Source organism: Microcystis sp. LE19-131.1A, from assembly GCF_027532015.1.
Taxonomy (GTDB): Bacteria; Cyanobacteriota; Cyanobacteriia; order Cyanobacteriales; family Microcystaceae; genus Microcystis; species Microcystis ichthyoblabe_A.
Map to the genome: position 1 here is coordinate 1 of NZ_JAPZSS010000316.1, position 18,936 is coordinate 18,936.

Genomic DNA, 18,936 nt, shown 5'->3' on the forward strand with positions numbered 1-18,936 from the left:
CAAAATATTTTTCCAGAGGATTTTTTATGGAAATATTCAATCCTATCTATATAGATAAGTAAATGGTTGGTTCTCTTATTCTTTGTGTGATCAGTGTAACTTATATAGTAGCGATCGATCTTTGTGTCCTCTGTGTCTGGAGTGGTTGGTTTCACTCATTCGCCCGCAAATCTACTCGAATCTGGCGCTGCTGATTTTTTATCTCAGTTTGAAGAGGTGCTAAAAACTGGGGCAATGTGGACATCGATCGAAAGACTAAGCTAAACTGGTAATGACTATGTATTAGGGCGGAGGTCAACGGATACAACTATGGACAATTTGGAGGTAAAACAAAAACCGATCCGGTGTTTAGAAGATGCGATCGAAAGGTGTCAAACTTTAGGAATGCGGGTTAGTCGTCAGCGTCGCTATATTTTAGAATTGCTGTGGCAAGCGCAGGAACACCTATCAGCGCGAGAAATTTATGATCGTCTCAATCTGCAAGGAAAAAACATCGGTCATACCTCAGTGTACCAAAACCTAGAGGCTCTATCGGGTCAAGGCATTATCGAATCTGTGGAACGCTGGGACGGCAGACTCTACGGCAACATCAGCGATTCCCACAGTCACATCAATTGTCTGGACAGTCAAGAAATCATCGATGTGCATATCCAACTTCCCCCGGAATTAATTAAACAGATCGAGGCATCGACGGGGGTAAAAATTACCGATTATCGCATCGATTTCTATGGCTATAAACAAAACAAATGAGCCAGATCACTGTATAATTGACCCTGTGAATAGTATCCGTTGACAGGCTGCAACTCTTGTGATTGATCGCCCTCTCACCCTAATTATCATCGATAATGACCCGATTTTCCGCTTGGGTCTGGTGCAGGCCTTGTCGCAGATAGAAAATATTAGTATCGTCACCGAAGGGGATTTAGAAACAATTTTCGCCTTGACTCTTAATCCGGCCCCCGAAATTATTATTATTGATCCTCTCTTTGATTGGTCTTACTGTGAAATTCTCCACTCTCGCTATCCCGAAAGTAAAATTGTTCTATTAACCTTTCCTCTCGACTCCCGACAGCAACTAATCGCCAGAGAATTAGGCATCGCCGGTTATATTCCCAAAGGCACAAACCTAGAGCAATTTATCACTATTTTAGGGCAAATTTCCCGGGATGAATCCCACGATGTTGTCCCTTCCCCTCTCACCATTGCTACCCGTGCAAGTTTAGCTCCTAGCCATTGGTTAATCAGTGCTGGAAAAACGGGATTAAATCGCATCGAAAGTGAATTACATTTAATTGATCTCCATCTTAATCAACAGTCTTTATCCGGCTTTGATCGCTTTTATTGGCAGGGGAGAAAACGAGAACTTTTAGCAGCCCTATGGCTAGTAAGAAAACTAATTCCCCTCGAAGGTAGCTATTACAATTCAGCTTTAGTGACACCCCCAATAATAATTAACAATATCGATCGGGAATTACCAATTTTAAGCCGCGAGCGTCCCCTCTGTGTTTCGGCGGTTTTTGAGTCCACTTTAGCAGTCATTCGCTTCCCTTTAATTAATAGAACAAAGATTAGTTTTGAAATCGATATTTTACAGGATAATCGGCAACGGGAATTATTGTATTTAGTTCTCGATGAAATTCGTAAAAATGTCGATGAAATGAGATATTTACAGATTAGTAGCGGGGAATTAACCAGTCGCTTAAATCTGATTATTTACGATATCTGGGAGAAAGTTACGCGTAAATTTTTAGAAATTAATGCCTCGGTTTATGACGAAATTAGTAAAGGCAGACTTAATGAAATTATTCTGGAAGAAAGAGAGGCAATTCAAATAGAAATCCTCAATAAAATTCCTTTTGCTCTTGACTTATTTTCCTATTTAGTGTACGAAAATAGTTTAACTATTGACGGAGTAGAATACCGAGCTAATGCTCCTGAAACTATCGCCAGAGCCGAAATTATCCTGCAAAATCTCATTCATAATATTGCCAATGCGGTGACGGTAATTATTCTCAATAACTTCTCGGAATCGGAAAGAATCAAACAAAAACTTTACCGGTCAGAATTTCTCATCGCCAGAAAATTAGCTAAAATCCGCAATGAATTATCTTGGAAATACCGACGGCAACAATATTGGCAAGAACCTAAAGATATCTTTGAAAGTCAATATCAATTATTTCACTATAGCGATGGAGAAATTCAATCTCTAGCCATTTATTCCCCCCGACAGGAAGAATTAAACAGTTTAACAGGCATACCCTGGTTAGTTTCGATCGCCTTAGAATTAAGAGACTCTTTATCCCCTCGTTTACGCGCTTTTTTTCGGGTGGTGGGTAATGGAGTAGTCTATATCCTTATCCAAGTTATCGGTAGGGGTATTGGTTTAGTAATTCGTGGGGTTTTACAGGGAGTCGGTAACACTTGGCAGGAAGTCAAAGGTAAAAAGGGATCATGAATTAAGTAGTCGTGCAAAATTAATTTCCTAGTCGAGACAGGAGACGGGATACAGCTATTAGGGATCGGATTTGAGTTTTCAGTTCACTGTTTACTCACAGCAGAAGTCTGACGGAGTAGTGGCTTAGATGTGTAATTAATTGTGCTTAGATACTTAACAGTAATTATCGTCCCATTTCTCGCTTTAATTTTTTCAATTCTTCTTCCATTTCCCATTCTTTAAATTTTAGATCGAGATGATCGTAGTTCGAGCGCTGATAGTCGGATTCTTGGGGTTGATCCCAAAAAGTGGTTTCCCAGTCACGCGACTGATTTTTAGGGGCTTTTTCGGCTTTAATTTGCACTTCTTGACGACGTTGTTGGATCTGTTGCAGTAACTCTTGAGATTGAGTCAGACGTTTTTTCACCCCTTCCATCCGTCCCCAAAGTTGATTACCCTGACGAAATAGAGCCGCCTCGCGTTCACTGGCAGCCTTAACCAAGTCCTGCCGTCCAGCAGCCTTAGCCTTATCAATTCTAGCGTGCCAAGTTTGGATATCTTGGGCAGTGGCCAAAATTTGCTGTTCGAGACGTTGACGCTCATTTTCTAGTGCGCTAATCAGTTTAGCCGTATCGCGCTCCTGTTCGCGCAGTTGTTCCACCAGCGCCTGTAATTCTAATTGGGGATGACTTTTGAGAAATTCTTCCAGTTGGGTTTCAAGAAAGCGACTAACATCATCAAATAGATTGCCCATCTGTGCAGTATCCTAAATTTGCAATTAAAGTCTAGGAGCGATTTTAATCCCCCTCTTCTTAGCATAGGCTAGATCAACCCTAGGTTTAAATATATTTGGGAAAAGTAGTACAAAGATGTTATTCGGCTGCCAGTTAGGGATGGGGAAACCCGTATAATAAAACTAAGTAGCTGGTTATAATTAAATTAAAAATGGATTTTAGGTTCGATCCCCCCTTCCCCCCTTGATAAGGGGGGTGCCGATCCCCCCTTAGTCCCCCCTTAATAAGGGGGGCATCTGATAATTTTTAACGCCTACCTACTTAGAGTGATATTTCCTGAAAACCTCTTAATTGTTTGACTTAAGTGACAACTTCACCAGCTTGGACAGAACGCATCGGTTATCAACGGGATTGGGTGTGGCGCGGTTGGCAAATTCGTTATAGTTTTATGCCGGCAAAAAACCCCCAAGATGCCGATAAACCGCCTTTAATTTTACTGCATGGATTTGGAGCGGCGATCGAACATTGGCGCCATAATATTCCTATTCTCAGCCAAAATCATCGAGTTTACGCGGTAGATTTATTAGGTTTCGGTGGTTCGCGTAAAGTGCAGGTTCCCTATACCGTTAATCTCTGGGTGGAACAAATACACGATTTCTGGCAAACTTTTATCAATAGACCGGTGGTATTAGTGGGAAATTCGATCGGTTCTTTAGTTAGTATGGCCCTAGCGGGTAAATACCCAGAAATGGTAGCCGGATTAGTTATGCTCAGTTTACCCGATGTCAGCCGTCGGCGGGAAATGATCGCCGATTGGTTATTAAATATCGTCACTCCCATCGAAAACTTTTTCACTTCTCCTTGGCTATTAAAACCGATATTTTACTATCTGCGTCGTCCGCAAGTCTTGAAAAAATGGACAGGAATCGCCTACGAAGACAAGAAAGCAGTCAGCGACGAATTAGTACAAATTATCGCCGCCCCAACCCTAGATGAGGGGGCAGCGGAGGCCTTTATTTCCCTAGCACAAGCTGTCAATCATCCCGAATATTGTCCACCGGCAAAGTTAATTTTACCACGCTTAGAAATCCCGATTTTATTGTGTTGGGGCAAGCAAGATCGCATGGTTCCCGTCCAGTTAGCCGAGGGTTTTGTCTCCCTTAATACTAGGATTAAATATGTAGAATTTGACCGGGCCGGTCATTGTTTACAGGATGAATGTCCTGACCGTTTTAACCCAATTTTATTAGAGTGGCTAGAATCTGTTGCTGTTCTTTGAGAGAATAGGGAGAGTGATTGTTGGTGATAGTCCTATGCAAACCTTGGAATCGACGCTCAACCCCCCCGCAACTGCCTCCGAATTCGACACCACGATTCACCGACGCAAAACCCGTCCCGTCCGGGTAGGTAGCGTTACCATCGGTGGTGGTCATCCCGTGGTCGTGCAGTCGATGATTAACGAGGATACCCTTGATATAGATGGTTCCGTGGCCGGTATCCGTCGCCTCCATGAAATCGGCTGTGAAATTGTCCGCGTCACCGTGCCGAGTCTGTCCCACGCCACCGCTTTAGCTAAAATTAGGGAAAAACTGCTCGCCACCTATCAACCTGTGCCGTTAGTAGCCGATGTACATCACAACGGCATGAAAATCGCCCTAGAAGTGGCCAAGCACGTCGATAAAGTGCGGATTAACCCCGGTTTGTACGTTTTCGAGAAACCGAAAGCCGACCGCAGCGAGTACAGTCAAGCAGAATTTGATGAAATTGGCGAAAAAATCGCCGAAACCCTGAAACCTTTAGTAGTTTCCCTGCGAGATCAAGATAAAGCGATGCGAATCGGCGTTAACCACGGTTCTCTGGCCGAAAGAATGCTCTTTACCTACGGTGACACCCCCGAAGGAATGGTACAGTCGGCTTTAGAATTTATCCGCATCTGCGAATCCCTCGATTTTCGCAATCTGGTGGTTTCCCTGAAAGCTTCCCGGGTGCCAGTTATGGTAGCCGCCTATCGTCTCATGGTTAAGCGCATGGATGAGTTAGGGATGGATTATCCCCTGCACTTGGGGGTTACTGAGGCAGGAGATGGGGAATACGGACGAATTAAATCCACTGCTGGGATTGCCACTCTCTTAGCGGACGGTATTGGTGATACGATTCGCGTTTCTCTGACGGAAGCTCCCGAAAAGGAAATTCCCGTCTGTTACAGCATTCTCCAGGCCCTGGGACTGCGGAAAACTATGGTCGAATACGTTGCCTGTCCTTCCTGTGGTCGCACTCTTTTTAATTTAGAAGATGTCCTGCAGCAAGTGCGCGCAGCGACTAAACACCTCACCGGACTCGATATCGCCGTTATGGGTTGTATTGTCAATGGACCGGGAGAAATGGCCGACGCAGACTATGGTTATGTGGGGAAACAGGCCGGTTATATCTCCCTTTATCGCGGTCGCGAGGAAATTAAACGCGTCCCCGAAAGCGAAGGAGTCAGCGAGTTGATTAATTTAATTAAAGCCGATGGCCGTTGGGTAGAACCTTAATTAGTTTTACCGGTAGGGGTTGACATCGATTCAACCCCCGATCATCGGCGAGAATTTGTTACAATGGAAAGCTTGCTAGAAATTGCCGCCCCAGAGAGTCCATGCTACCTACACGCGATTGTGTTCGTCAAACCCCCGCTTACACTCCGGGAGAACAGCCCCAAAGCGCGGGATTTACCAAACTTAACACCAATGAGAATCCCTATCCCCCACCGGCGGAAATTTTTGCCCACCTGCCAGAGCAATTAGAGAAAGTCCGACTCTATCCCGATCCTATCTCCAAAGAGTTACGGCAAACGGCGGCGGAATTATACGGCATAGCAGCCGATCAGATAATCGCGGGTAATGGCTCCGATGATATACTTAATATTGCCCTGCGAACTTTTGTTAACCCTTGCGAAAGCGTCGCTTTTTTGGATTTAACCTATTCCCTTTACGAGACAATTGCCCGGGTACACGGGGCAAATATTATCGAATTTCCCACTAATGATAAATTTGAATTAGCCGGACCGATTATTTGTCCGGAAGCGAAATTAATTTTTCTAGCTTCTCCTAATCCTCCCGTCGGGAAACATCTTGAGCGCGACTATTTAGAAGCAACCTGTGCTAATGCGTCGGGATTGGTATTAATTGATGAAGCTTATGTGGATTTTAGTGATGACAATCATCTCGATTTTCTCTCCCGTTACGATAATGTCATCATTAGTCGCACCATGTCGAAAAGTTATAGTTTAGCGGGGTTAAGAGTCGGTTTCGGTTTTGCTTCCGGGGCCATTATCGAACAGATGGATAAGGTGCGTGATTCCTATAATTTAGATCGCATCGCTCAAACTTTAGCCACAGCAGCTTTAAAACACCATAATTATTTTGAGCAAGTTTGGCAAAAAGTCCGTCAAACCCGCAGCCGTTTAATTACTTCTTTGCGGGAGTTGGGATTTATTGTTTTTGACTCGGAAGCTAATTTTATCCTCGCTTCTCCCCCCCAGATTAGTGCCAGTGAGTTATATAATCAACTCAAAGACCGTCAGATATTAGTGCGATATTTTAAACATCCTCGCATTCAGAATTATGTGCGGATTTCTATCGGCACTGATGAGGAGATTGATCGCCTTTTATCTGCTATTCAAGAGATTATGGGAACAAATTAATCTCTATTTTCGTCAGGGTTTTATTAGCATTTTAAACCCTAATAACTTCTCGAAAAAAAGGCTAGATTGATCGGAACAAAGCAGCGACAAACAAGGGTCTAATGGCCTGTCGTTTCTCCCGATTACTAGCCTTGGCTATCAAGATTATTAGTCCCACAAAAGGATTAAATACTAGCGCACAAATTCTTGAACTTATGCAATTTTATCCCCAAGGAATCACAGTTCAAGAATTGAGCCAACGCTTAAATCGTCCCGTTTCTATGCTCAATCTTTGTCTAAAATCTTTGGTTGCTTCTAAAAAAATCGTGGCCAGAAAAAATGATAATCAGTGGGTTTATACTAGACCTCTTGTAAAAATCAAAAACTGTTGTTAGGGTTAGGAGTCGGTCGTCAGGAGTCAGGAGATAGGAGATTATTTTATTTATTCTCCCCACACCCCACACCCCACACCCCACACCCTGTCCCCACGAAAAACTTTTTCAGCAGACCCTAATTATTACCCCTATTGCTGAATAACTATTTTAGGCTGTAGATAGTATTCATCTTCTGCGACAACTATCTCACCAATGCCGAGAAATTGAGCCTCTAAAGACTCCACAGCAACCAGAGAACTGATTATAACATTTGCATCGGTGAGATTAATTTTTCTGCCGTGAAACCAATCGATAACTCTTTCTGATGTCAAAGAAATCCAGTCTAGATGCGCCAAGGCAATGCGAGGCGAAATTAAACCCTCAGAATTAGCCATTAAAGCTTCCAGATTAATACTATCAGCTAATTGAAAACCACAGCTTTCCGTGCGAGTTAAACCGGCTAAAGTGCCACCCACAGCTAACACCTTGCCCAAATCTCTGGCCAGGGAACGAATATAAGTCCCCGATCCACAGTGAATATCTAGCTCTATTTGCGGAAATTCGCCCTCTAACCAGCCTAAAACCGTAATTTGGTCAATTTTGACCTGACGAGGCTCCACTGCGATTATTTCCCCTTTGCGAGCCAATTCGTAGAGACGGCGACCATCCTGGTGAATAGCACTATACATCGGCGGAATCTGGGCAATATTGCCAATAAATTCCGCTAAATGGGGCTTAACTGCCTCTAAAGTTAAATCGCCACAGGGACAAGTGGCGATCGCTTTTCCCGTAATATCATCGGTATCGGTGCTGAGTCCTAACTGAATTTTTGCCCGATAAGCCTTATTTTCGGGTAAATAGGGCAGTAATCGGGTGGCAGCCCCGACGGCGATCGGTAAAACTCCCGTAGCCATAGGATCTAAAGTTCCGCCATGGCCGACTCGTTTTGTCTTAAGAATTTTTCGGACTTTGGCCACACAATCATGAGAAGTCCAATCGGGGGGTTTATTGAGATTTAAAAAGCCAAACATTATGAATTATCAATTATGAATTATGAAGTGGGGAGACGGGGAGAATAGATAAAAGCAATCTCCTCAATTCTGAATACTGACGGCTGATAGCTAAAAATCTGACGTATTATATAATTGCATAACTTCGCTTAAAGGTAAACGGGAACGAACACCGATAGAAAGGTCAGAAAAATGACCAAGATCATAATGATCAACAGCAGCGCGAGCAATCATAGCGGCGTTATCTGTACAGAGTTTAAGTGGCGGAAAATAGACGGTTAAATCATGATTTTTGGCGGCAGTTTCCAGATGATTTCTTAAGGCACTATTAGCAGCTACTCCTCCCCCGATCGCAATAGTTTTTAAGCCATAATCTAAGGCACAATTGATTGTCCGACGGGTTAAACTTCTGGCTACCGTATCTTGAAAACTAGCGGCTATGTCAGCTACAGGTAAATTATCTGGCTCGAATTTCTCTACTAAGCGCAAAACAGCAGTTTTTAAACCGCTAAAACTGGAATCGTAGGCATGAAAACCGCCGGTTGGTAAAGATATTTTACCTTCCGGTAAGGGAAAAGCTTGGGGATTACCATCTTTAGCAATGCGATCAATTATCGGACCTCCGGGATAACTTAAGTTTAATAATCGTGCCACTTTATCAAAAGCTTCTCCAGCTGCATCATCTCTAGTAGTTCCTAATTGTTGATATTTACCGCAGGCCTGCACATGGATTAAACTGGTATGACCCCCGGAGACTAAAAGAGATAAAAAAGGAGGTTTAAGATCAGATTCAGCGAGATAGGAAGCATAGATATGACCTTCGAGATGATGAATGCCGATAAAGGGTTTATCGTGGATAATAGCCAGGGTTTTGGCCGCCGTCATTCCCACCATTAAAGCACCTACTAAACCGGGAGCAACTGTGACGGCTATTCCATCAATTTCTGACCAAGTTAACCCCGTTTCTTGCCAAGCTTTTTCTAGACAAAAATTAATGGTTTCTAGGTGTTGTCGGGAGGCCATTTCTGGCACAACACCGCCATAGGGACGATGGAGATCAATTTGAGAAGAAACCACACTACTCAACACCTGGTTATTGTTAACAATAGCCACAGCCGTTTCATCGCAACTGGTTTCGATCGCTAAGATAATTGTCATAAATTAATCAGTAAATCGTCAGACACCCCCCTTATTAAGGGGGGATTAAGGGGGTATCCATCTTTAATTTAATTATAACCACTTACTTAATTTTGCTTAGGTACTTAATTAAAATTAAAGTTATCGTTCAGCGATTTCCATAGCCACCACCGCCAGGGGTTTCAATAATAAAAATATCACCAGGGTTCATTTCTACAGTCGCTGTACCGGGCAATTCTTCAATAGTTCCATCGTTTCTTTCCACGGCATTACGTCCTATTCTACCTGCTTTTCCTCCCGCTAGTCCAAAGGGGGGAATCTGGCGATTACCCGATAAAATATTAGCAGTCATGGACTCTTGAAATTTAATTCTTCTAATGACACCATCACCTCCAGAATATTGTCCCTTACCGCCACTATCGGGGCGAATGCTAAAACTTTCCACTAATACAGGATAACGCATTTCTAATACTTCTGGATCGGTGAGACGGGAATTAGTCATCTGGGTTTGTACGGCAGCAGTTCCCGCAAAATTTGCTCCCGCACCAGAACCGCCACAAATAGTCTCATAATATTGATATTCTTGATTGCCAAAAGTGAAATTATTCATCGTTCCTTGACTGGCTGCTTGAATGCCTAAAGCACCGTATAAAGTATTAACTATTGCTTGAGAAGTTTCTACATTTCCTGCTACTACGGCCGCCGGATAAACGGGATTAAGAAAACAGCCAGATGGGATAATTAAATGGAGGGGTTTGAAACAGCCAGCATTTAAAGGAATTGCCTCCTCCACAAGGGTACGAAAAACGTATAAAACCGCCGCTCTTGTCACTGCTAGAGGTGCATTAAAATTATTATTTAACTGGTTAGATGTGCCAGTAAAATTAATAATTGCTTGACAATTATCAATATCTATGGTGATCTTGACCTTGATGACAGCACCGTTATCCAGATAATAAGTAAATTCACCATCTTTTAAGACAGATATAGCTTTTCTAACCGCTAATTCCGCATTATCTTGAACGAACTGTTGATAGGCTTTAACCATAGCTAATCCGTAGCGCTCAACCATATTATGTAATTCTCTTTCCCCCTTGGCATTAGCGGCTATTTGTGCCTGAAAATCGGCAATATTTTGGGCGATATTGCGTGCAGGAAAAGGACTATTAGTTAAGTGATTAATTAATTCTTGTTCCCGAAACTGTCCCGCTGCTACCAGCAAAAAATTATCGAATAAAATTCCTTCTTCGCTAATATGGACAGAATGGGGAGGCATAGAACCGGGGGTAATTCCACCGATATCAGCTTGATGTCCCCGGGAGGCAAGATAAAATAATATTTCCTGATTTTGGCGGTCAAAAATAGGACTAATTACTGTGACATCTGGCAGGTGAGTACCGCCATTATAAGGATTATTAGCCAGATAAACATTCCCTGGACGAATCGTCTCACCTTTATCCTGAATTAAGCTTTTGACACTATCGGCCATAGAACCTAAATGGACGGGAATATGAGGAGCATTAGCGATTAAATTTCCTACCTCATCAAAGATAGCACAGGAGAAGTCTAGACGTTCTTTAATATTGACACTTGCTGCCGTATTTTGGAGAGTAATCCCCATTTCTTCGGCAATAAATTGATAGAGATTTTTAAAGATTTCTAGATAAATAGGATCGGCAACGGTAGTTATTTCTGTGCAATGAGAATCTAGAGGAGACATAGGAAAATCAGTTATCAGTTATCAGTTATCAGTTATCAGTTAGCTGTCTCTTGTCTTTTTTATCCTCCTCTGTCGGAGTGGCTCTCTTATTCTTTGTGTGATCAGTTTAACTTGCATAGGAGCGATCTTTGTGTCCTTTGTGTCTCTGTGGTTCATTCCACTTGCTCGCCAGACTATATCTTAGAACACATTTTACCCACCAAACCCAAGAGAGCCTGGGAACCTCCTGTCTCCTCACCCAAGAGAAGATTTTTGATTTTTGGAGCAGATCCACTGATACGGGCTGACTGAGATATAATCGCAGTCAGTACCAGAGGGTGAATTATGGATAAAACCAGCTTGATCGATAAAGTGCAACAAATGGCTAATAAACGCGATTATTTACTGCAATTGCGCGATAAACCCGACATTGGCGGCCTGAGATTAGATGTTAATCAAGCTCTTGAGGAGTTGGATGAATTACTCGATGAGTTTCAAGCAACTTTTCCTGAAGAAAAACTTAGTTAACTATCCGACTCGACGGGATTGATGTTTGTCCGATTGTGCTAATTTTCCCAAGTAATCGATCGCTTTGATCAGAGCTTGGGAAGATATATCTTTAGAGCAGTATAGGTCAAAAGCTATACTTTGATTATTTTTTTCCATTGGAAGCTTTGGCAAGGAACTATAGGCGATAATGCGAATATAAGGGTCGAATTGTTTGATCTGAATAGCGGCACTGTGTCCATCTAAGACAGGCATCTGTATATCTAAAATAATTACATCTGGTTGACAACTTTTCGCCAAGTCGATCGCCTGTTGACCATTAACCGCAATTCCCACCACCTGACAATCCTGCTGCTGGGAAATTAAAATCTTGAGTCCTAAACAGGTTAACTCTTGATCGTCAGCAATTAAGACTTTAATTAGGTCTCTTGGCTTCATTATAATTATTTTGCATTCCCTAGAGGTCTCACCTTTTATCATTGTAGAGGCTGTTTGTCTTTTTGCCTTCACTTCACGACACTTCCCATCACCCCATCACCCCAATTCAGGTTCTTCGGTTTATGTGATGCAATGGACGAAGTTATAATGGATGAAACCCTACCGTAAACTTTTGTAAAGTTACCGCTGACAATCCGAAATCCGGAATTTAAAATTGTAGCCATTTACAGAGTAGTAGTGAGGCGCTGGTTATGGAGAGAGAACAGATACTAATACAGCTTCGCAGTCTCAATCAAGTCAGCAAGACTCTCATCCGCTGTAAGAGTCAGGAAGAAGCCATACAGGTAGCACTGCAAGAAGTGCGCGAGAAATTAAACGTGCAAGTGGCATCGATTTTTCTTTTTTCTAAGGATGGTGTCCTCAAACGCTTTGGTATTGATGGCGTTGATAGAGAGGGTAATCCTCTCCCTGCGTCATGGCTGGCTGACGAAACTTACAAACCTGACGAAAGTTTTTCTGGAAAGGCAGTACCTCCTACTGGCTTAGATTTATTGGATTCAACTTATGGAGAACCACAATATTCTAATAATATTATGAGAGATTTTCCAGATATGAAGTATGGCAAAGAATATCAGGATACTTTAGGATATTTAAGGTGCGGTATTTCAGTTCCTCTCAATGGCTTTAATAGAACTTTTGGTACATTAGAAGTGTTAAATAAAAGTGACAGCAATGGATTCCAAAATGAAGATTTATCCTGGTTAATGCTAATTAGCACCACTGTTTCTAAGATCATATCAGATTTTGGTAGAAGGAAAAATCTAGAAGAATATAATAAAATCACTCAAGAAATTATATCTTTAGGAGCGGAGCATAAATTCAATCAAAATGAATTTACAAAAATACTAGAATCAATTGCCGACGATCTGGTTTCAGACCTGACTCCTTATAAGGTTTGTATCTTGCGTATCAAGAATAAAAACAATGAATTAGAAATCGTCAAAATATCTACAACAAATGATATTTGTGGAGAACGCGACAATAAGCCAGTAAAAGTGGTAGATGGCATTGTAGGACAGGTATTTAAAACCAACACTGCCGAGTATATCAATGATATTGAAAACTACAAAAAACCATATTTTAATAAAACATGGATAGAAAAAAATAGCTTAAAATCTCATGCGTGTGTACCACTTTCAATTGAAGGTAATGTTGTTGGCACTATCTCTGTTTACACTGGCTACAAGCGTGAATTTTATGATAGCGATAAATCATTTTTGAGGACCATATCATTTTTGACGGCTGCGATTATATACATAGTTCAGTACAAAGAAGAGTTATCTAAAGAAAGAATAGAATTAGAAAATGAAAAGCGTGAATTCCACAATAAGGTTTATGCTCAAGGATTTGACACTAATTTAAAGAGCTTCCTTCACGAATATAAGAATGAATTAATTGACATCTCTTATAACCTACAAAAACTGTTGAATGATAGTGGCAAAAGTAATAGAGAAAAAGAGCGAATTGTTAGTGAGCAAATAGAATGGATAGACAGGCGTATAGAAGGTATAAGATCTGAATTTGAATCAGAATCTAGCGTTCCTACCGCTATCGATATCAATGACTTAGTAAGAAAGGCTGCCAAGTTTTTTGATTTGGCTTCCAGAGACATTGAAGTTGTAATTATACCAGACAAAACCATACCAATCATTGAGGTTGATGAAACGAAATTTAAGCAAATCATCCACAACTTAATTGCCAATGCGATAGAAGCGATTGAAAAAGCCAAGCCCAAAAAAGCAAAGATTTTCATCAAAACTTTCATTGTGACATCTGATGGTATAGAATATATACAGATTAGCATTGAAGACAATGGATCAGGCATACCCAATGAAATCAAAGATGAAGTTTTCAAAAAAGGATTTTCGACTCGCAAATCTGAAGGAGGTACAGGCATGGGGCTGTATGTCGTCAGTGAAATCCTGCGCGAACATGGTGGTAAAATATACTACGACTCCACCGTTGGCAAGGGAACCACATTTTTTGTAAATATTCCACTCAAGTGGTATCAACTTTGATCTATAATGTAAAAACACAACAAAAGGAGAATTAAAATGTCAGCAGCAATATTTGATAATCGATCTATGTGCAGAGCAGTATTGAAAAGAGAAAAAGAAGTTGTATTAATGGAAGATAGTTTAGCCGTAAAAGAAGCCATTAAAGAGGTTATAGAAGGAGAAGTAGGCTGGATAGTCAAAATGGCAAGAAACAGTGATGAAGTTGCTGATTTAGCCAAAAACGGAGAAGCAGCAATTTATATTATTGACAATAAAATTGGAGATAATCCTACTGAAGGTTTAACAGCTTTGGAAAAGATCAATAATATAAATAAAGACATACCTGTAGCAATATTTTCCGCACATCCAAGCTATAAAATTCGAGCAGAAAAAATAAACAATAATTTGGTGATTTATGAAGTGAAGGGGACTAGCCTAAAAGAAAATGCTCGCCACATTATAACAGCATTCGTAAATCGCTTGCGGCAACTCATTGATGAAATACAGAATAAAATTAAGAATAGTGATGATGAGTATCGAAATATATTTATTGAACTGCTTGAAAAAGAAAAGTTAGAATTAGAAAGAGATCGACAAAAACTTATATCTATTGAACTGCCTGAAAAAGAAAAGTTAGAATTAGAAAGAGATCGACAAAAACTTGAACTTGAACAACTACCGGCAAAAAATACAAGTGCTACATTATCTATACCTACAGATATGGATAGCAATTTTGAAGCATACGAAAAATGTCAATCAGATAGGGATTGGTTGGCAAAATATGAAAGCAAGTATGTTGCTTTTGTAGGTGGCGAGCAAGTTTTTCCAGAAATTGTAGATGAACAAGAACTGCTGAAATTCATAAGGGAGAAGTATCCCGAAAAATCACAACTAAAATTATTTACAAAAGTTCAAAAAGTTGTTAAAAAGACAAGTATCCTGACAGACGAAGCAGATGTCGTGATTGACTTACCAAGTTCTTTAGATATATTCTACAAATTTGAATAAAGGATAAAGACTATGTACAAATACGGTAATCTCCAATCACCAAGTGGTCTATATCCACTATGTCCAGAAGCTAAGATTGTAGTTTCTCATACCTCAGATAGATCTATTATTAGTCGTCCCATTCTAGCTATTATTGACACTGGTGCAGTAATGACTGTTGTTCCTGGAGAAATTATTCAAGAGTTAGCAAGGATAAGTCCTTTATATCCTTTTGGACAAAGGTCATTCAGAATGGCTAATAATCAGACTGGTGAACTGCTAACATATCTAATATACCTTAGAGTAATTGATACTACAAACCAGATAGATTTTCAGGGTGAGATTGAAGTCGTATCAATTCCCAGTAAAGAATATGCTGCCATTGGTAGAGACATTTTAAATCAGAATAAAGTCGTGTTTAATGCACCAAGACAAAAATGGGGGTTTAATTGTGATGAAGAAGATTGTGCGCTTTCTTAACTATACTTTTCTCGGTAAGATTGAAACTAATTCTTATGAAACTATTCTTCTTGAAGAATTGGGTGAAGCTCCTCAAAACCCATCTAAGCGTCCATCTTCTAAAGATTTAGCAACCACTAAGCTAATTTTAACAACTAATTGGATTTTAGCGACAATCTTAGTTTTTTTTGGTTTAACTATGTTTATTTATGCTGTTTTCTATAGGAGTGAAAAAGTACCTGACTATATTAGCAATCCCTTCTACACGGTTTTAGGCTGGTTTGGGAATGCTTATGCATCTTTCCTAAGAATCGATCAGAAATAAGCAACGGAGTTGACTTATGAGTAAAGAAGACTAATCTGAGTGGTGCTATACGATTGTAGAAAAGAAAACCTACTACGTTAGAAACTCGCCCTCCCAGTTAGCAAATTGTCCCCTTGACTGAGACAATCAGCCATAAGCAGCTAGTTAAAACTCACCATAACAGCACCCACTATCGAATCCGTCTTACAATCTAAATACAATAGTGCGATCGCCAATCTTGTAGGGTGCGTTCCCTAATGCAAGTCCTACTGCTCCAGCGATCGATTTTGGGGAACGCACCATGCCCATGGATTGAAGCTGTGGGTTTAAGTGCGATGCCGCTCTGGTGGGCCCAGTTGGGGAATGTTAGCGAAGATTCCCAATGTTTAGGTTAAAATAGAGGGCAAAAGTTGCCCCAGGGTCAAGCCAATGACAGTTCGTCAACCCCGCTACAGCAAAGAAGAATTCGCTCGACGTGGTAATGAGATTTATGAATCTCAGGTACGTTCTCAAGTGGAGGAGGGAAATCACGGGAGAATTGTGGCGATCGACATCGAAACTGGAGCGTTTGAGCTTGCCGACGATACGATTACTGCTACCGATCATCTCTAGGAGCGTGTCCCTGATACTCAACCTTGGCTGATTCGTATTGGACATAGAGCCGTCTTCCGTTTTGGCAGTCGCAGCCAGAGAAAGCCAGTATGATGTGTGAGGATGAGTCTTTTGTATGGCTTTAAACTTCAGATTGAGGCAGTGGAAGGTGGGCGCGTTACGATCGAAGCTTTATGACTCAGCCAAAGTTATCGGTGAAGACGGTCTAACTTAACCGTTATACTGAATCGGTTTTTAATAGCATGATTAACTCCTAATCCAACTTGAAAAACCCGCTCCCCCCCACTGTTGACTTAAACCCCCCACTGATCACTGAAAAAGGCCTAACTTTGGGCAAAAATCTGGTTTGTGTCCCCTCTTAGCGATAAAATTTCTACATCTGGACCGTCGAAAAGTATAAGTTTTGTAAAGTAAAATTAAGAAGGGAGACAAATTTAAGATAGCCAACGTATGGAAGTAACTTTTACCGCTGCCGAATCCCTAGAAATTGTTGTTGCTGAACAAACCATCCCGATTCAGCATTATCTGCGCCAACCGCAAAGATTAGTACAGGCTATCGTTGAGACTAGCTTAACAGAACACTTGTCTGAGAATAGGTTTCGCCTAAAAATGCGTCCCCTAAACTTCTTGAATATGTACTATTTTCAGCCCACGGTTATTCTCAATGTCTGGGCCACCTCTGAGGGGACGATATTTTTGCAATCAGAAGACTGTCAGATCAAAGGTATTGATTATATCAACGATCGCTTTAGCCTCAATGTTCAAGGCAAACTCGCTCCTGTGGAAAAAAATAATCAAACCTATCTAGCGGGGAAAGCCAATCTTGAGGTGAAAGTTGCCCTACCACCACCATTATGGTTAACCCCGCGTCCGCTGTTAGAAATCGCCGGTAATAGTCTCTTAAAAGGGGTTTTATTGCGGATTAAACAGCGTTTAATGAGTCAATTGTTGCAAGATTACCAACAATGGGCTAAACAGGATATTATTGCCCAAAATTACCCCGAAACGATTCTCGATCTCTCCCTTAGTTAAATAAAAATATGAGTTGGACAAAAGTATTATCTGTAGATTCCCTTGCCCCCGGCGCCCGTCAAGTGGTAAAAGTGGGGGAAAATTCCATTCTGTTGATTAACAATAACGGTCAATTCCACGCCGTCGGTAATCGTTGTCCTCATTTAAAATTATCGATGACGAAGGGCAAAATTACCGAAGACGGCGCGATCGTTTGTCCCTGGCATCGTAGTTCTTTTGATCTCTGTAGCGGTGCTGTCAAAGATTGGATTACCTGGCCCCCTGTGGTTAACAAAGCGATGGCGGCAGTTTCTCAACCCCAAGCTTTACCCGTTTATCCCCTTCGCATCGAAGACGGCAGCATCTGGATAGACGCATAACCGCTCACCGAGGGGGGGGTTTTGGGCAACCTAAAGAGCAGTTCACTCGACAATGGGGTAATCTTGGAGAATGTCAAACCCTACCTCGCTCGCTTCCGTAAAAACCCAGTTATAGACTGTTTCCCCCTCCGCTCCGGTGATCCCCACTCTCCTGTATATTTTTTAAACAGGATTTAGTATAAAATACCGTCATGTCAGCCTAGGAGTGGAAGGCTTTGCAGTAGAAATAATAAGCCAGAGCTTATTTAATACAAGTGTTTGCTTATTTTAGCCAAAAATTATTAACTTTAATTGGTTTCGTTTAAAAGTTGAGAACGAAGCAAATCGATCGCATCTAAATAACTCGGCATCGGTTCATCACCTAACAGACAAGCACTGCGATCCACGCTAATCATATCATCACCCCAAAACACCTGACCCAGAGGAATAGATTTTCCTCGATCCGGTCGCCAATTACTACTAAAATATTTAAGATTAGCGTCCACCACTGCCCCATCAAAAAGATGACCGATACAAAAATAAACATCCTGTAAAATTAGCGGTACGGAGGGGCGATGTAATTGCCCCCGCGAGTTAGGACTACGGGCTTTATAATGACTACGGGGAAAGAGTCCATAGAGATTTTTTAAAGAAGCAGAAATCAAGGGTTTATCCTTTAAATGGGTGCGTTTTAAGGTTCCAATTGTGATCCGACAATCCACTTCTTCGATAATTTTAGGGGCAAACATCGAGGGAAACCGGACAGGAAAAGGGGAAAGATTCGGATATTCTTGCTGGGTTAAACTATCAGCATCAAGAATGGTTATTCTGGGATCGAGAATAGATTTTACCCCCAAAATATCGATAATCTCTCTCAAAGAAATAGCCGAACAAACTCCCTCTAATAAGATAATTTCTGCCCCAGGATTTACCCCCCTCAATCCTCGCAAAACTTGACTTAATACCGGCAGACTAACCGTTACTGGTGGTGGCACAGGATAACCTAAATTAGGGCTCTTCGTTACCCTTTATGCTAAATCAACATACAAGATGCCAAGATAACATACTTCTAACCCAAAAATTCCGAAAGTTTCTAAAGCCATAGCCTCTCCGTTTTATTAGTTTAAGTTTATTGTTGATTCCCTCGACCACC

Annotated in this window: 19 protein-coding genes and 2 pseudogenes; 14 read left to right on the forward strand and 7 right to left on the reverse strand. The window is 41.3% G+C overall.

Translation table 11 applies throughout. The features are described 5' to 3' along the window. Window positions 1-309: 309 nt before the first annotated feature. Complete coding sequence (locus O9323_RS21780) at window positions 310-750, forward strand: Fur family transcriptional regulator (protein ID WP_002731825.1); 441 nt, start codon at window positions 310-312, stop codon at window positions 748-750. Between the two features lie 58 nt (window positions 751-808). Further along, window positions 809-2,455: a DUF3685 domain-containing protein gene (locus tag O9323_RS21785; protein WP_149106728.1), complete on the forward strand. Its 1,647-nt coding sequence runs from the start codon at window positions 809-811 to the stop codon at window positions 2,453-2,455. 163 nt (window positions 2,456-2,618) lie between these two features. Here the strand turns inward: O9323_RS21785 and O9323_RS21790 are convergent, their stop codons facing one another. Next, window positions 2,619-3,188, reverse strand: a complete 570-nt coding sequence (locus O9323_RS21790) for a TIGR04376 family protein (RefSeq protein WP_130757458.1) — start codon at window positions 3,186-3,188, stop codon at window positions 2,619-2,621. 344 nt (window positions 3,189-3,532) lie between these two features. Between O9323_RS21790 and O9323_RS21795 the strand changes: the two genes are divergently transcribed. The 4 genes from O9323_RS21795 (at window position 3,533) to O9323_RS21810 (ending at window position 7,224) form a co-directional block, all read left to right on the forward strand. Beyond that, a complete protein-coding gene (locus tag O9323_RS21795) occupies window positions 3,533-4,447 on the forward strand; it encodes an alpha/beta fold hydrolase (protein WP_288125745.1) in 915 nt (304 codons plus the stop codon). 34 nt (window positions 4,448-4,481) lie between these two features. Next, the gene (gene ispG, locus O9323_RS21800; protein WP_288125746.1) at window positions 4,482-5,702 is read left to right on the forward strand and encodes a (E)-4-hydroxy-3-methylbut-2-enyl-diphosphate synthase; all 1,221 of its coding nucleotides are present in this window, start codon (window positions 4,482-4,484) and stop codon (window positions 5,700-5,702) included. A 101-nt stretch (window positions 5,703-5,803) separates the two neighbouring features. Continuing rightward, the gene (gene hisC / locus O9323_RS21805; protein WP_123230838.1) at window positions 5,804-6,850 is read left to right on the forward strand and encodes a histidinol-phosphate transaminase; all 1,047 of its coding nucleotides are present in this window, start codon (window positions 5,804-5,806) and stop codon (window positions 6,848-6,850) included. A gap of 101 nt (window positions 6,851-6,951) precedes the next feature. Next, the gene (locus tag O9323_RS21810; protein ID WP_272096599.1) at window positions 6,952-7,224 is read left to right on the forward strand and encodes a winged helix-turn-helix domain-containing protein; all 273 of its coding nucleotides are present in this window, start codon (window positions 6,952-6,954) and stop codon (window positions 7,222-7,224) included. Window positions 7,225-7,352: 128 nt separating this feature from the next. Here O9323_RS21810 and truB read toward each other — a convergent pair whose 3' ends face one another. From truB to O9323_RS21825, 3 genes are all read right to left on the reverse strand, one after another. After that, window positions 7,353-8,234, reverse strand: a complete 882-nt coding sequence (gene truB, locus O9323_RS21815) for a tRNA pseudouridine(55) synthase TruB (protein ID WP_024970044.1) — start codon at window positions 8,232-8,234, stop codon at window positions 7,353-7,355. 90 nt (window positions 8,235-8,324) lie between these two features. Beyond that, window positions 8,325-9,371 carry a tRNA (adenosine(37)-N6)-threonylcarbamoyltransferase complex transferase subunit TsaD gene (gene tsaD / locus O9323_RS21820; protein ID WP_002734576.1) on the reverse strand — a complete coding sequence of 349 codons (1,047 nt, stop codon included), beginning with the start codon at window positions 9,369-9,371 and terminating at the stop codon, window positions 8,325-8,327. 127 nt (window positions 9,372-9,498) lie between these two features. Beyond that, on the reverse strand, window positions 9,499-11,070 hold the full coding sequence (locus tag O9323_RS21825; protein ID WP_288125747.1) for a hydantoinase B/oxoprolinase family protein: 1,572 nt from the start codon (window positions 11,068-11,070) through the stop codon (window positions 9,499-9,501). Window positions 11,071-11,394: 324 nt separating this feature from the next. Between O9323_RS21825 and O9323_RS21830 the strand changes: the two genes are divergently transcribed. Further along, window positions 11,395-11,577: a hypothetical protein gene (locus tag O9323_RS21830; RefSeq protein ID WP_002763844.1), complete on the forward strand. Its 183-nt coding sequence runs from the start codon at window positions 11,395-11,397 to the stop codon at window positions 11,575-11,577. Here the strand turns inward: O9323_RS21830 and O9323_RS21835 are convergent, their stop codons facing one another. Beyond that, a complete protein-coding gene (locus O9323_RS21835) occupies window positions 11,578-12,036 on the reverse strand; it encodes a response regulator (protein ID WP_024970041.1) in 459 nt (152 codons plus the stop codon). A gap of 209 nt (window positions 12,037-12,245) precedes the next feature. Between O9323_RS21835 and O9323_RS21840 the strand changes: the two genes are divergently transcribed. The 7 genes and pseudogenes from O9323_RS21840 (at window position 12,246) to O9323_RS21870 (ending at window position 17,804) form a co-directional block, all read left to right on the forward strand. Continuing rightward, complete coding sequence (locus tag O9323_RS21840) at window positions 12,246-14,072, forward strand: ATP-binding protein (protein WP_288125748.1); 1,827 nt, start codon at window positions 12,246-12,248, stop codon at window positions 14,070-14,072. A gap of 36 nt (window positions 14,073-14,108) precedes the next feature. After that, window positions 14,109-15,059, forward strand: coding sequence for a response regulator (locus O9323_RS21845; protein ID WP_288125749.1), 951 nt, complete (start codon window positions 14,109-14,111; stop codon window positions 15,057-15,059). A 12-nt stretch (window positions 15,060-15,071) separates the two neighbouring features. After that, window positions 15,072-15,518 carry a pepsin/retropepsin-like aspartic protease family protein gene (locus O9323_RS21850; protein ID WP_024970038.1) on the forward strand — a complete coding sequence of 149 codons (447 nt, stop codon included), beginning with the start codon at window positions 15,072-15,074 and terminating at the stop codon, window positions 15,516-15,518. Beyond that, window positions 15,493-15,822 (forward strand): hypothetical protein, encoded by a 330-nt coding sequence (locus tag O9323_RS21855; RefSeq protein ID WP_288125750.1) that lies wholly within the window; start codon window positions 15,493-15,495, stop codon window positions 15,820-15,822. Before O9323_RS21850 ends, O9323_RS21855 begins: the two co-directional genes overlap by 26 nt. A 408-nt stretch (window positions 15,823-16,230) precedes the next feature. Next, window positions 16,231-16,506: pseudogene (locus tag O9323_RS21860) on the forward strand (hypothetical protein). Between the two features lie 357 nt (window positions 16,507-16,863). Beyond that, a complete protein-coding gene (locus O9323_RS21865; protein ID WP_002793930.1) occupies window positions 16,864-17,445 on the forward strand; it encodes a DUF1997 domain-containing protein in 582 nt (193 codons plus the stop codon). Between the two features lie 8 nt (window positions 17,446-17,453). Then, window positions 17,454-17,804 (forward strand): Rieske (2Fe-2S) protein, encoded by a 351-nt coding sequence (locus O9323_RS21870; protein ID WP_002731942.1) that lies wholly within the window; start codon window positions 17,454-17,456, stop codon window positions 17,802-17,804. A 287-nt stretch (window positions 17,805-18,091) separates the two neighbouring features. Here O9323_RS21870 and O9323_RS21875 read toward each other — a convergent pair. Both O9323_RS21875 and O9323_RS21880 read right to left on the reverse strand, forming a co-directional pair. Then, a pseudogene (locus O9323_RS21875) lies at window positions 18,092-18,811 on the reverse strand (DUF362 domain-containing protein); the annotation flags it as partial. A gap of 10 nt (window positions 18,812-18,821) precedes the next feature. After that, window positions 18,822-18,936, reverse strand: a 115-nt coding sequence (locus O9323_RS21880) for a transposase (protein WP_130758671.1), incomplete at its 5' end; no start/stop codon positions are given.